The following is a 13,046-nucleotide window of genomic DNA, read 5'->3' as shown; positions in this document are numbered from 1 at the left end:
CGACGCTCGCACCCGGCGCCTTCATCGCCGAGGTGGCGCGTCGTTGGCAGATCTGCTCGCAGCAGGTGTTCACCTGGCGGCGGGAGATGCGGCATGGCGCAACACCCTCATTCGTGCCGATCGTGGAGGAATCCAGTGCAGCGTCGCGGAAGCCGTTCTCACCGCCCTGCATCGAGATCCAATTGGCTGGAGCCCTCGTGCAGGTATCGGCGGATACAGATCCCGCCCTGTTGATGATGGTGCTCCGCTAACGATAAGGATCACTGCAGGCCGAACAGAAGGTCCTCGGCATAGTATTGGTAGTTGTCAGCATTCCGCCGCGCTTGCGACGGATTGTTCTGCGCCATAGCTTTGGCCTTCTCCTGGCCGTATTCGACGTCCTTCGTGCCGCCGACGCTCTCCTGGTGCGTAAGTTCGTGGATGATCGTCCCAGCCCTCGAATCCGCACCGGTCGTCGCCATGTCAAAAAAGTATGGGGCCAGATAGATCGCTGTGGGAGTCGGGGGCCAAATCGCAGCCACCTCGTTCACGCTCCACTGAAGCTCGTCCGAGTTGACGATAGGGCACCAGAAGCTCTGAAAGTTCATCATAGTGAGAGCTCGCTCGTACACATGGCGCACGCTCTCCGCGGCATCACTCGAAGGTGCGCCGAACCAGCGGGTGAAGCGATCAGTATCTGCTTCCGTTGGTTTTTTAAGGGCTTCGGTCGCCTTCTGCAGGCCTTGACGGGCCTTCGCGATGGCGGCGTCGATTGCCTGTCTCTGCTGTGTAGTGCATGGACGCTGGCTACTGACGATGTCCGCCCTGGTGCTGTCTGACCAAACAGCCGGCACCAAGACGAGGAAGGTGCCGGCCAAACCAGCGGCGCGCGCAGCCAAGAGGCAGGGTGCAGACATGGTATGCAGACTCCTGTTTGTTCGCGACGAACGGTGAAGGGCAGCGGCAGGCGCACCCACAGGTTTAGTCAGCCACGCTGGCTACAGAGCGGGCCCTTAGCAAGGCGGCCTCACGTCAGTTCTAGCCGCCAGCGTAGTCAGCATGGCAAGCGCGGAAATTACGCCAGAGCCTCTATTCTATGCCAATCCACGGCGTCCGGAGCACAGCAATGTGGCGCTGTTGCAGCCCGGATGATAGCTCCAGATCTGGTTCTACAATCAAGCCTGGAAGGCCCTGACTTAGCGGAACGGCCGCTCAACCTTGCCCTTGCTCTGCGGCCGGTAGGGACGGCAGGCCTTGGGCAGAAAGCCGTAATGGCGGGCACAGGCCAGCAGGGTGCGGTTGTAGGCAATGCCCTCCGCGGCATCCTTGCCGGTGACCGCGGTGCGCATGCGGTCGTAGAGGATCTCGGCCGGCACGCCACCCATCGCCGCAAAGGCAGCCAGGTGGCAGCGCAGCACCGTCGGCAGGTCCTGCTGCAGCACAAAGAGCGCCCAGAGCCAGCGGCTGTGCCCCAGCACCAGGGAGAACAACCAGACGATGCGCACCACGCCGGGCTCTCCGGTGAACTCAGTGCGGAACTGCGCGAAGTCGACCTGCGCCTGCCGGTCGGGCGGGTGTGCCAGCGCCACCATCTGCTCCACCACCTCCGTCGCCTCAATCCTCAGCGCGATGCCGTTCACCTTGAGGAACAGCACACAGCAGGACCAGGCGGTGCGCTTGTTGGCATCGTTGAAGGCGTGATTACGGGCAATACCGTAGGCGTAAGCGGCCGCCAGGTCGAAGAGGTCCACACCTTCTGACCCAGCATAGGCCAGCTTGTTACGCGGCCGCCCCAGAGCGCTCTCGAGCAAGCTTGGATCCTTGATTCCCTGCGCCCCTCCAAACTCGCGCAGCGCCCAGTCGTGCAGGAAGGCAACCGCGTCGGCTTCGAGGAACTCCGGGTCGGTCACCGCCTGGCCAGTTCCTGCAGCGCGTCGGCCTGCTCGCGCCGCACCTCACGGGCCAGTTCCAGCTGCCGCTCCAGCTTGAGGTTGCGCTTCACCAACTTCACGTCGTCGGCAAGTTCGACCAGTGTCAGGTCCTGGCCGACCTCGAAGCCCATGCGGATGCGGGTTTCGGCCGGAAAAGTGATGCCGACCGAGTTCCCTTGCTTGCGCACCGTCACCACGCTCATGGATCATCCTGTCATACAAAACGTACGACCGGATGATAAGGGGGCGCCCCACTGGGATCCAGCACCAGCTGGACGCACTCAGTCGGCCAGCCCCTGGAACTCGGTGTCGGCATAATGACGAAGTTTGCGGGCGAGGACGGGCCGCTGCCCAGGCCGCAGCAGCACCTGCTGGTCGGCGGGCAGGCGCATGGCCTCGTCAGGGGTGAGCAGGGGGCGGCCGACGCGCTGGGTTGAGCTGCCGTGGCTGGTGGAGCCATGCCCCTCCGGGTTGTCCGAGGTGGAGTGGGAGCTGCTGTGGGTCGCAAAGCCGATGGTGCTGTTGCCGAGTGCCTGGGAGAGCCACTGGGCGGTCTCGAGGTCAGCCGGGGCCGCGACCTGGAGCAGCCCGGCATTGGCGAGGAAGGTGCTGGCGCTCTGGCCATAGGCGGCGCGCAGCTGGGCGAGGTCCTGCAGGATGGGCCAGAGCTGCAGGCCCAAGCCCGCCATCAGCCCGGCCGCCTGCAGCACCGGCTCGAGGCGGCCAAGGGCGGCGAACTCATCGAGCAGCAGCAGCACCGGCGGCTGCCCGGGTAGGGACGGGGTGCGGGCGAGCTGCTGGATGCTCTGGGCGATCAGCAGGCGCAGCCAGCGGCTGTAGGTGGTGAGGCGGTCGGGCGGCAGCACCAGGAAGACGGTGGCGCTGCCCTGGCGCAGGTCAGCCCACGGGAAGTCCGAGCGCGCCATGCTGGCGGCGAGCCTGGGGCTGTCGAGCAGGTGGGTGTGACGCTGCGCCGAGGAGAGCACGCCGGCGGCCTCGCGGTCGGCCTTGCCGAGCTGGCGGGCCGCGGCCCGGCTGACCAGTCCACCAGCGGCCGCTGTATCGGCCAGCATGGCGCGCAGCAGGACCTGCCAGTCATCCGGCGGCAGGGTGAGTAGGCGACGGAGTGCCGGCAGCCCCCGCTGGCCCTGGGCGCCCCGGCAGGCGAGGTGGAGCAGCAGGCCGGAGATCAGTGCCTTGGCCTCCTCGTTCCAATGCGCCTCGGAGACTTGGCCGGGCGGATCAAAGACCAGTGCCTCGGCCAGCGTCGCGGCATCGTCGGCCAGATCCGGTGAAGTGGGGTCGAGCAGCGCCGCCGGATCGTAGCGGCTGGCCGGCTGGCCAGAGACGCCGAAGGGATCCAGCACATGCACCGGGCCAAAGCGCCGCCTTGCCCTGGCGCTGATGCGGGCATTCTCACCCTTGGGATCGATGCAGAGGATGGGGCGGTCGCTCAGCAGCAGGTTGGGCAGCACGGTGCCGACGCCCTTGCCGGAGCGGGTGGGGGCGATGGTGAGCAGATGGGCGGGTCCGGTGTAGCGCAGCAGGCTGCCACGACGGCCGGGATCCCGGCCGACCAGCAGCGCCGCCGGATCCCGCACCAGCGCCGCTGCGGCGAGGTCATGGCGCAGCTGGCGCGGTGCGGCCCAGGCGGCGGAGCCGTGCGAGGTGGCGGATGTGCCGCGGCCGAAGGAAACAGGACCCACCAGGTTGACCAGCGCCAGCAGGAGGCCAACAAGGCCGCCGAGCAGCAGGCCGACCACACCGTGGCGGAGGTCGGGTGGCTGCAGCAGGACCATGTTCCAGAGCAGGCCGAGGAAGCCGCCGAGGAGGGCGCCGGAGCCGACGAGGCGGGCGCAGATCCAGAGCCAGCGATCAGGGCGAAGGGCAGGGTGAGCAGGGTGATGGCGAGGCGCCAGAGGCCGTGCAGGACGGCGGTCATGGCGGGGCCGCTCCCTCCGCCGCCTCACGCTCGGCCTGGAAGGCGCGCAGGCCGGTGTGACGCCAGCGGGCGCGCAGCACTTCGGGCGGCTCGTCACCGCCGCCGCGCAGCTGCCCGACCGCCGCCAACAGCAGGCCCAGCAGCGTGGCGCGGTCGTCCTCCAGGAGCTCCACCAGCCCGGCCTTGTGCACCAGGCCGCCGAGCTCGATCAGGTGACGGGTGCGGGCGCGGCGTTCGACCGCCCAGTCGCGGGCATCGCCGCGGGCGCGGGCGGCCTCGACACGGGCGATGACTTGGCTACTCCGCAGCCGGGCGCGCCGCGTCCTCCGCATCGCGATGCGCAGGGCGGGAAGACGTGCTCGCAGGCTTGCTCTCGCCGGCTCCACTGGTGCTGGCGCGCTCGCGGCGAAAAAAGGCTTCTCCACGTTGCCGCCAGCTCTCGGCCGCCTGCGGGTTGCTCTTGGCCTGCTCGAGGCCGTGCAGCAGCAGGCCAGCGAGGGTGTCGGGATCGAGCGCGTCGGCGGCGCCGGTGGCAAGCAGCAACTCGCCGAGTTGGGCTTTCTGTTTGGTGCGGAGCTGGCGCGCCTTGTCCTGCAGGGCGCGCAGTTCGGCGTCGATGTCGCGGGGGCGGCGTGGTGCCAAGGGGGAGGTCCTCCGTGGTGGGTCCGGCGTCGCTGACCGGGCCCTCGGGGGACCGGCCGCCAGGGATCAGTCAGCACAGCGGGGCGGAGGCGCCAACCCGACGCGCCGTCAGCTTTTGTGATCGCGGCGGGAGGCGGAACGACGTCGCGGTCAGACTTGGAGCATCCGCACGGGCTCCCGCAGCGCCTTCTCCATGCGGATCGCCGCCTCGATGAGGCGATCCTGCAAGGCAGGCTACTCGTGCTCCGGCAGGCGCCAGCCGCCCGCCATGTTGCTGAAGATGCAGCCCAGCCGGCGCGGCATTGGCTGCCGTTCGAGCAGCGCGCCGAACGCTGCCTCGGTCGCCTCGCGCTGTGCTGCCAGGGCGGTGAAGGCCGCTCACTGCGAACGGCATCACTGCCGATGTTGATGTCGCAATCCACGCGGCCCTGATCGGTGGTCAGGGTGATGTTGAGGAAGACGCCGCTGTGCTCCAGCCCGCGCGGAACAGCGGCATGGCTGGTGCTGATCTGGTGGGCTCCGGCACGACCGCCTAGCGGTCGGAGGGTAACACTGCCCCGGGGCGTCGTCGTAGGGGCGCACCACCATCCGAAAGCGTACCCCGCACCACCCGTCATCTTCGCAGCAAAGCGTAGAAATGCGCGCTTATACGTCGCCTGCGGCAACGTCGCGGAAAGGTGAGTCCACCGCAGGCGGAACAAGCGCGGCGTCGGGGTTCCTCCTGAAGCCTCCCACGGCCAGAATGGCGCATGGCGATCTACCACCTTTCGGCGCAGGTGATCTCGCGCGGCGCCGGACGCTCCGTGGTGGCGGCGGCGGCCTATCGCGCGGCGACGCGGCTGGAGGACGACCGCACCGGCCTCACGCACGACTTCACGGCTAAGGACCACCTGGTGCATGCCGAGGTGCTGCTGCCCAACGGCGCGCCGGCAGCCTGGGCAGATCGCAGCCTGCTGTGGAACGCAGTGGAATCCACTGAAAAGAGGAAGGACGCGCAGCTGGCGCGGGAGGTGGAGTTCGCGCTGCCGCGGGAGCTCAGCCAGGCCGAGGGGATCGCACTAGCCCGTGACTTCGTCCGCGAGCAGTTCGTGGCACGCGGCATGGTGGCCGATCTCTGCGTGCACAGCCCGGTAGGCGAGGACGGCGAGGCCAAGCCGCACGCGCATGTGCTGCTGACGCTGCGCGGCTTCGCTCCGGGCCAGCAGGCGGACGGATCTGACGCGGCATTCGGACCGAAGCAGCGGGCGTGGAACAGCACGGCGCTGCTGCAGACGTGGCGTGAGCGTTGGGCCGAGCTGGCGAATGAGCGGCTGGCCAGCCTCGGGCATGATGTGCGGATCGACCACCGCAGCCTCGCCGCTCAGAGCATTCCGCTGGAGCCGCAGCACAAGATAGGACCGGCGGGGATGCGCCGGGCCGAGCGCGGTGAGGCGGCGGAACGGCGGGCGGAGCATGACGCCATCGCGCGCAGGAACGGCGCGCGGATCGCGGCTGATCCCGATCTCGCGCTCGACGCCCTGACGCGGCAACAGTCCACCTTCACGCGGCGGGACCTGGCGCGGTTCATCGCGCGGCACAGCGACGGGGCGGCGCAGTTCGCGGAGGTGCTGGCCAAGGTGGAGGCCGCACCCGCGCTGGTGCGGCTGGGCGAGGACGCGGCGGGATGCACACGCTGGACCACGCGCGACATGCTGGCGGCTGAGCGGCGGCTGGAGGGGCAGGCGGCGGCGCTGGCGCAGGGCCGGGCGCATGGCGTGCCGGCACGTCAGCAGGACCGGGCGCTGCGGCAGGCAGAGACCAGCGGTCTCACCCTAAGCGCGGAGCAGCGCAACTCGGTGCGGCATCTCACCGGCGAGGAAGGGCTGGCGCTGGTGGTGGGCTATGCCGGCACCGGCAAGTCGGCGCTGCTCGGCGTGGCGCGGCAAGCCTGGGAGGGGCAGGGGCTGCGGGTGCGGGGCGCGACGCTCTCGGGCATCGCCGCCGAGGGGCTGCAGGCGGGCAGCGGCATCCGCTCCAAGACGCTGGCCAGCCTGGAGTGGCACTGGGCGCGGGGCGGCGAGCCGCTGGGGCCGCGCGACGTGCTGGTGCTGGACGAGGCCGGCATGGTGGGCTCGCGGCAGATGCAGCGGGTGCTGGAGCAGGTCCAGCAGGCCGGCGCCAAGGTGGTGCTGGTGGGGGATCCGGAGCAGCTGCAGGCGATCGAGGCCGGCGCGGCCTTCCGAGCGCTGGCGGAGCGGCACGGGGCTGCCGAGATCTCGGAGGTGCGGCGGCAGCGAGAAGACTGGCAGCGGGAGGCCACCCGCGAGCTCGCCACCGGGCGCACAGCCGAGGCGCTCGCCCGCTACGAGCAGGCCGGCATGGTGGTGGGGCACGCGACGCAGGAAGAGGCCCGCGCGGCGCTGGTGGCGGGCTGGATCGAGGGACGGCAGGAGGCGCCCGGCCGCAGCCAGCTGATGCTGGCCGCGACGCGGGCGGATGCGGCGGCGCTGAACCGGCTGGCGCGCGAGCAGCTCGGGGGGGCCGGGGCGCTCGGGCCGGACCATAGCATCATGACCGAGCAGGGCCAGCGGCTGCTCGCCGTTGGCGATCGCCTCATGTTCCTGCGCAACGCGCGAGCACTGGGTGCAGGGCCGGACGGGCAGGGCGGCACGGCGGTGAAGAACGGCACGCTGGGCACGGTGACCAGCATCCAAGGGCAGGGCGAAGTGGCCCGGCTGACGGTGCGGCTGGACGCCAGGGACGCCGCCACACCGGCAGAGGAGGCCACCTTCGCGGTCAGGGACTACGGCGCGCTGACACACGGCTATGCCGCGACCATCCACAAGGCCCAGGGGGTGACGGTGGAGCGCGCCCATGTGCTGGCGAGTGCGGCGATGGATCGGCACGCGGCCTATGTGGCGCTGACGCGGCACCGGGAGGGGGTGTGGCTGCACTGGACGCGGGATGAGCTGGGCAGCCGGGAAGGCCTCACCCGGAGGCTGTCACGGCAGCGGGCCAAGGACGTGACGCTGGACTATGCCGGGCCAGCGGGCGAGCACCGCGCCCGGGAGGCCTTTGCCAGCCGGCGTGGACTGTCGCCACTAGCACCCGAGAGCGAGATCGTCGCGCGGTCGCCGGCGGAGCGGGCCAGGGCCAGCGGCGAAGCGGCGGCCCGCTACCTCGAGCAGGCCGCGGCCCAGATGGAACCACCGCCGCCACCACTGCTGCCGGCGCAGCGGGATTCGACGGGTCGCGACAGCCTGGGGCGGGGCACCACACCTGAGGAAATCGTGGCGGTGGAGGCGCACGATCCCGGCGTGCGGCAAGAGGCTGTGGACAGGGCGCAGTGGCTGCAGGCAGCGTACCGCGATCCGGTGCAGGCGGAAGCCCAGCTTGACGCGCTGCTGTGGGACAGCCGGGATGACCGGAACCAAGTCGCCGACCGGCTCCGGCAGCAGCCGGAGGTGCTGGGGCGGCTGCGCGGCCGCGAGGGGCTGTTCGCCGGGCGCGGGGCGCAGCTGGAGCGGGCCAGCGCCGTCAGCGCGGCGCGTTCGATTGCCAGCGGGCTGGAGCGGGAGGCAGCGGCACGGCAGCGGGCTGGAGAGAGCTATCGGGCCGAGGTGGCGGCACAGCGGGCGCGGGATGCGGTGGAAGTGCCAGGGCTGTCACAGCGGGCTTGGCAGGCGGTGGAGGCGCTGGAGCAGGCGCGGGCGGACCATGCGCCGGCCAGGGCAGGGACAGCAGCACAGGCCTACTGGCAGGTAATGGCGGGGCAGCCAAACCCTGCGCTCGCCGCTGCCTGGCAGCGCGAGGTGCAATCACGGCCCGCAGTGGCGGCAGAACTCCAGGCCGTGGCCGAGGCAGCGGAGCAGCGGCTGGGACCAGAAGGGGCGATTCAGGCCACCAAAGCCGGGCTGCTCGAGGCTGCTGCCTGCCCGCGAGAGGGACTGGTCGGGGTCAGCCGGGCGATGGAGGCTATGCGGGACGGACAGCGGGCCATGCAGGCGCAAGATCGTGCTCAGGAGCGACAGCAGGAGAGCCAGCGGCAACGGCTCGGTGTCCGGCGTGGTCCGGGAATGGGCCTGTAGCAGCAGCACGCCAGCCATTCTCTAAACTGCCCTGGATCTGGAGTGAGGCACTGACCGGTGGACAGGTAACAAGGCCTGTCGCTGACCATTGTGTTCGCTTGTTAACAGGAGACTGTCCCATGACAGGCAACGTCGCCATGGGACAGAAAGCCGCGTCAGGCTTCCACCAGCCGCAATGGGATCGCTATCGCTGTGCGCTCAGCCATGTTCATTTTCATCGTCAACGGGAGAGCGGTCGTGGCCAGATGTGGATGGCTTGGCTGAGAAGATGATCACTGCGGTCGAGGATGGCACCCTCATCCCACAGCTCGCAGCTTCCCAGCATCGCGTTCAGCCGCATCATCCCGTGCTGGCGCAGGGCCGCCCGCTTGCACTCGGCGTCCCCGGTGTTCCAGGGCGCGTTGCTGAGCTTCTCGTTCAGTTTGCGCTTCACCAACGTCAGGTTGCCGATGGTGTGCAGGATCTCGTCGCGCCGCTCCGCCGCCGCGCCATCGGCGCCCGCCGGTAGTGGCCACCACGGCTTCCACTGTCGCGGCAGGATGTGCTCGATGGTCAGGGTCCGTGGCACCGCGACAGGATCGGTGAGCTCGGGATCGCGCAGCGACGTCTCCAAAGCGCGCAGGATCATGTTCAGGCGACCGCGCTTGAGGGTGCGGTACAGCGGGTAGGTCCGCCAGGCGTGGCCGAACTCCTCATCGTCGGGCCAGCGGGTGCTGTCCGAGCGTTCCCGCCCCAGGATCGTCCTGACCGCGTCCGAGGTGCACCCGGCCTTCGCCACGGCGTTCATGACGTCGACGAAGAAGAGACCATACATCCCGGTGTTGAGCCCACAGACCATGCGGCGCACCAGGAAGCTCTCCAGCCAGACGGCCGCCTGGGCGACGTCGGTGCGATCACGGGTCGGATCCGCTAGCAGCACCATCAGGACCGGCAGCGCGGTCGAGAAGTCCATGGCGCGGATGCGGGCAGCAGCGGTGAGGGTGCGGTCAGCGTCATCCTCCTCCGCCAGGAAGATCCGGCGCGCCGTCAGCGACAGAGCACTGATCCGCTCGAGATGTTCCGTGGCGGTGATCTCGCCCCGCGTCGCTGTGAGATAAGCAGCGAAGGAGTCGTAGACCTGCGTCATCGGGATCGACTGGCTGGTCAGGACCGTGAGCGCCTGCTGCAGGAAGAAGTCGAGGCGTGGCCGGGCGGTGTAGCCGGCGCCGACATTCTGCTGCCAGATCCTGTCCTCATCGAAATGGCGCCAGTGCTTCTCATAGAGCGCCACGACGGGCGCGCCCTCCTCCTGCGCGCGGCGCAGCAGCACGTTCTTGACGAGATCGCCCGGGGTGAGCGGTGTGCCCCGCGCGTTGAGCGTCTCGAAGATGACCTGCGCCTGATCGTCCTCCGCGAGGTTCAGCACAATGAGCCAGAGATGCTGCCGCAGGGACCGCGCCAGGGCCTCCGCCCGGCGGGCGCGGATCTCCGGATCATCGCCGGCGGCCAGGATCCATGCCTCCGCCTTGCCGCGGAAGAAGCGGTAGGCGCCGGAGAACCGGTCATCAGCATCCACGCCCCGTCGCGCCAAGCCGTCCATGACCTCGCGGAAGGCCGGGCGATCCACGTTGGTCGGCCAGACCTTGTAGGACCCCTCCACATCGGTCTGGATGGCGAAGGGATGGCGCAGCAGGGTGGCGAAGGGCAGCGCGGTGTCCGCTGTCACCAGGTCGGCCTCGAGCGCGTCGGCGACCGCCTTGAGCAACACCTGCAGTGTGGTCAGGCGCTGTTGTCCATCGATGACCTCGCGGCGCGGCACCTGGGCGACGCCATTCGGGCGCTGCTGCACGACGATTGATCCGAGGAAGTGACGGCGCGGCGCGCGTGTCGCGGCGAGGGTTTCCTCGGTCACCCGGGTGACATCGTCCCAGAGCAGTTCCCAGCGGTCCTCGTCCCAGACATAGGGGCGCTGGAACAGCGGGACAGCAAAGACGTTCTCGCGGGAGAACAGGTCGCCCACGTTGATGTATTCAGGCTGCACGAAGAATCGTAAGCGTCGTCTGACCCCCATGATTGAGGTGCACAGTCTGGGGGAGGAGGATTGAGCCTTCTGGCGTGAGGGCGGGCAGTGGACGGGGATCCGGTCAGGAGCACGGAGGCGAGCACTCCTATGAGTGATCGTATGAGTGCTCGGACGGAATTCGTGGAGGTGGTGACCCGCGGTGAACGGCGGCGCCGCTGGAGCCCTGAGCAAAAGCTGCGGATTGTCGCTGAGGCGATGGACCCCACGGTCGTCGCGGTCGATGTGGCACGGCGCTGGGGGATCGGCACGGGACTGCTTTATACATGGCGACGCGAGCTGCTGATGGCGGTCACCCCGGCGCCGATCACGCCACGGCTCCCCGCGATCGCAGCGGAGGAAGTCCCCTGCGAGAATGCGCCTGCCGTAATTGCTGAGGCCGCCTCGCTGCCTGGTGACGGACGGATCGAGATCGCGCTTCCAGGTGGTGTCGTCGTCCGTGTTGATGCCGGGGTGGACGAGGCGGCGCTTCGCCGCGTCCTTGCGGCACTGGAGGGGCGATGATCGGCCCCGCACCAGGCACACGCATCTTCCTCGCCTGCGGGGTGACGGACATGCGGCGTGGCATGGACGGGCTTGCCGCTCTCGTGCAGACCACCTTCGGCGAGGATCCGTTCTCGGGTGCGGTCTACCTCTTCCGTGGGCGCCGGGGTCATCTGGTGAAATGCCTCTGGCATGACGGTCAAGGCCTGTGCCTTTTCCAGAAGCGCTTGGAACGGAGCCGCTTCCAGTGGCCGATGACGAACACCGGCAGGATTGCGTTGTCGGTGGCGCAGACTTCGATGCTGCTCGAGGGCCTGGACTGGCGTAACCCACAGCGGGTGTGGCGGCCGAGCGCGACGTAGCAGCTTTCGCTTGCGCCGACGCGGCGCGGCCTGCGACGATTCCCAAGTGACAGCAGCCGATGACACGAACAGGGCGGACGTGGAGGTGGTTCTCCTGCGCGCTGCGCTGGTTGCCGCCGAGGCGCGGATCGCGGCACTCGAGGGCATGCTCCACGCGCTCAACCGGGCGCGCTTTGGCCAGAGTGCCGAGCGCATCGATCCTGGCCAGCTTGTCCTCGCGCTTGGCCGCGACGTGCCACCCCCGCCGCCCGCGAATGATGCGCCGGGTGAGGCTGGCCCTCGCGGACGCCCATCGGCGCGCCGGAACCGCGGCGCCTTGCCGCCGCACCTCGAGAGAGTGGAGCGCGTGCTGGAACCCGCCAGTCGGACCTGTTCTTGCTGCGGCAGCGACATGCGCGTCATCGGCGAGGACCGGTCAGAGCGGCTCGACGTCGTGCCCGCGAGGCTTCGGGTGATGGTGACCATCCGCCCGCGCCTGGCCTGTCGTAGCTGCGTGGGCGGTGTTCATCAGGCGCCTGCCCCGGAGCACGCGGTGACGCGCGGGCTGCCGACCGAGGCGCTGCTGGCGCATGTGCTTGTCTCGAAATACGGTGATGGCCTGCCGCTGTACCGCCAGGTGGCGATCCTCCGCCGCAGCGGGGTGGGGCTCGACCGCTCAACCCTCTGCGACTGGGTCGGGGCGGCGTGTTGGTGGCTCCGGCCTCTCTACGAGCGGGTCCTGGAGCATGTCAGGAAACAGGGACGGGTGTTCGCCGACGACACGCCACTTCCCACCCTGGAGCGCGGTCGCGGGCGAACCCGCAAGGGGGCCCTCTGGGCCTATGCCGTCGATGACCGCCCCTGGCTGGGGCGGGCTCCTCCTGCGGTCGCTTATGCCTACGCGCCAGATCGCAAGGGCGCGCGACCCGCCGCTCATCTCGGCCGGTTCAAGGGCGTGCTGCAGGTCGACGGTTATGACGGGTTCAAGGCCATGCGGCGGGAGCGCCGCGACGGCTCGGTGACGCTGGCCTTCTGTTGGGCGCACCTGCGCCGACGGTTCTTCGAGGTCCATGCGGGCACGAAGTCGCCCATTGCCGCCGAGGCCTTGCTGCGCATCAGGGAGCTCTACCGGATCGAGCGCGAGATCCGGGGTCGCTCGGCGGAGCAGCGTCACGCCATCCGTCGCGAGAGGAGCGCGCCGCTGGTCGCCGCCCTCGAGACCTGGCTGCGAGCGCAGCTGGATCGCCTCAGCCAGGGCTCCAAGCTCGCCGGAGACATCCGCTACGGCCTGCGCCACTGGGGCGGTCTCGTGCGGTTCCTCGAGGACGGCAGGCTGGAGATGGATACAAACACCGTGGAGCGGCAGATCAGACCTGTGGCTGTCACCCGCAAGGCGGCGCTGTTCGCGGGCAGTGAGGCAGGCGGCGCAAACTGGGCCATCGCGACGACGCTGATCCGGACGGCCCTGATGAATGACGTTGAACCCGAGGCGTGGCTGACCGACGTGCTGCAGCGGATGGTCCGCGGCGACGTGCGCGCGAACGGGCTTGATGTCCTCCTCCCCTGGAACTGGGGCCGGGACACCGCCGCAGCGGCGTAGCC

Annotated in this window: 10 protein-coding genes and 2 pseudogenes; 4 read left to right on the top strand and 8 right to left on the bottom strand. The window is 69.4% G+C overall.

The annotated features are described in order from the left end of the window. Positions 1-260: 260 nt before the first annotated feature. The 7 genes and pseudogenes from IBL25_RS04145 to IBL25_RS04115 all read right to left on the bottom strand — a co-directional run bounded on the left by IBL25_RS04145 (position 261) and on the right by IBL25_RS04115 (position 4,494). On the bottom strand, positions 261-896 hold the full coding sequence (locus IBL25_RS04145) for a M35 family metallo-endopeptidase (RefSeq protein WP_187777299.1): 636 nt from the start codon (positions 894-896) through the stop codon (positions 261-263). 282 nt (positions 897-1,178) lie between these two features. Further along, positions 1,179-1,553: pseudogene (locus tag IBL25_RS04140) on the bottom strand (DDE-type integrase/transposase/recombinase); the annotation flags it as partial. Positions 1,554-1,565: 12 nt separating this feature from the next. Continuing rightward, a pseudogene (locus IBL25_RS04135) lies at positions 1,566-1,889 on the bottom strand (type II toxin-antitoxin system death-on-curing family toxin); the annotation flags it as partial. Continuing rightward, on the bottom strand, positions 1,886-2,113 hold the full coding sequence (locus tag IBL25_RS04130; RefSeq protein WP_187777298.1) for an AbrB/MazE/SpoVT family DNA-binding domain-containing protein: 228 nt from the start codon (positions 2,111-2,113) through the stop codon (positions 1,886-1,888). The pseudogene IBL25_RS04135 and the gene IBL25_RS04130, both read right to left, overlap by 4 nt. Positions 2,114-2,191: 78 nt before the next feature. After that, a complete protein-coding gene (locus IBL25_RS04125) occupies positions 2,192-3,709 on the bottom strand; it encodes a type IV secretory system conjugative DNA transfer family protein (protein WP_202986673.1) in 1,518 nt (505 codons plus the stop codon). A 139-nt stretch (positions 3,710-3,848) separates the two neighbouring features. Continuing rightward, complete coding sequence (locus IBL25_RS04120) at positions 3,849-4,142, bottom strand: conjugal transfer protein TraD (RefSeq protein WP_367615555.1); 294 nt, start codon at positions 4,140-4,142, stop codon at positions 3,849-3,851. Between the two features lie 7 nt (positions 4,143-4,149). Beyond that, complete coding sequence (locus IBL25_RS04115) at positions 4,150-4,494, bottom strand: conjugal transfer protein TraD (protein WP_187777296.1); 345 nt, start codon at positions 4,492-4,494, stop codon at positions 4,150-4,152. A 749-nt stretch (positions 4,495-5,243) separates the two neighbouring features. Between IBL25_RS04115 and traA the strand changes: the two genes are divergently transcribed. Next, positions 5,244-8,561, top strand: a complete 3,318-nt coding sequence (traA, locus tag IBL25_RS04110) for a Ti-type conjugative transfer relaxase TraA (RefSeq protein WP_187777295.1) — start codon at positions 5,244-5,246, stop codon at positions 8,559-8,561. Positions 8,562-8,781: 220 nt separating this feature from the next. Here traA and IBL25_RS04105 read toward each other — a convergent pair whose 3' ends face one another. Further along, positions 8,782-10,560: a DUF262 domain-containing protein gene (locus tag IBL25_RS04105; protein WP_187777294.1), complete on the bottom strand. Its 1,779-nt coding sequence runs from the start codon at positions 10,558-10,560 to the stop codon at positions 8,782-8,784. Positions 10,561-10,710: 150 nt separating this feature from the next. On the opposite strand from IBL25_RS04105, the gene tnpA reads away from it, so the two are divergent. The 3 genes from tnpA to tnpC all read left to right on the top strand — a co-directional run bounded on the left by tnpA (position 10,711) and on the right by tnpC (position 13,044). Continuing rightward, the gene (tnpA, locus tag IBL25_RS04100) at positions 10,711-11,124 is read left to right on the top strand and encodes an IS66-like element accessory protein TnpA (protein ID WP_187777293.1); all 414 of its coding nucleotides are present in this window, start codon (positions 10,711-10,713) and stop codon (positions 11,122-11,124) included. Further along, on the top strand, positions 11,121-11,465 hold the full coding sequence (gene tnpB / locus IBL25_RS04095; RefSeq protein ID WP_187777292.1) for an IS66 family insertion sequence element accessory protein TnpB: 345 nt from the start codon (positions 11,121-11,123) through the stop codon (positions 11,463-11,465). Before tnpA ends, tnpB begins: the two co-directional genes overlap by 4 nt. 79 nt (positions 11,466-11,544) lie before the next feature. Next, entirely contained in the window at positions 11,545-13,044 is a 1,500-nt protein-coding gene (gene tnpC / locus IBL25_RS04090) for an IS66 family transposase (RefSeq protein WP_187777328.1), read from the top strand. The last annotated feature ends 2 nt before the right edge of the window (positions 13,045-13,046 follow it).

Origin of the sequence: Pseudoroseomonas ludipueritiae, assembly GCF_014490445.1 — a bacterium.
Classification (GTDB): domain Bacteria; phylum Pseudomonadota; class Alphaproteobacteria; order Acetobacterales; family Acetobacteraceae; genus Pseudoroseomonas; species Pseudoroseomonas ludipueritiae.
The sequence above is the reverse complement of the archived record's forward strand: the minus strand, read 5'-3'. Positions and strand labels throughout refer to the sequence as shown.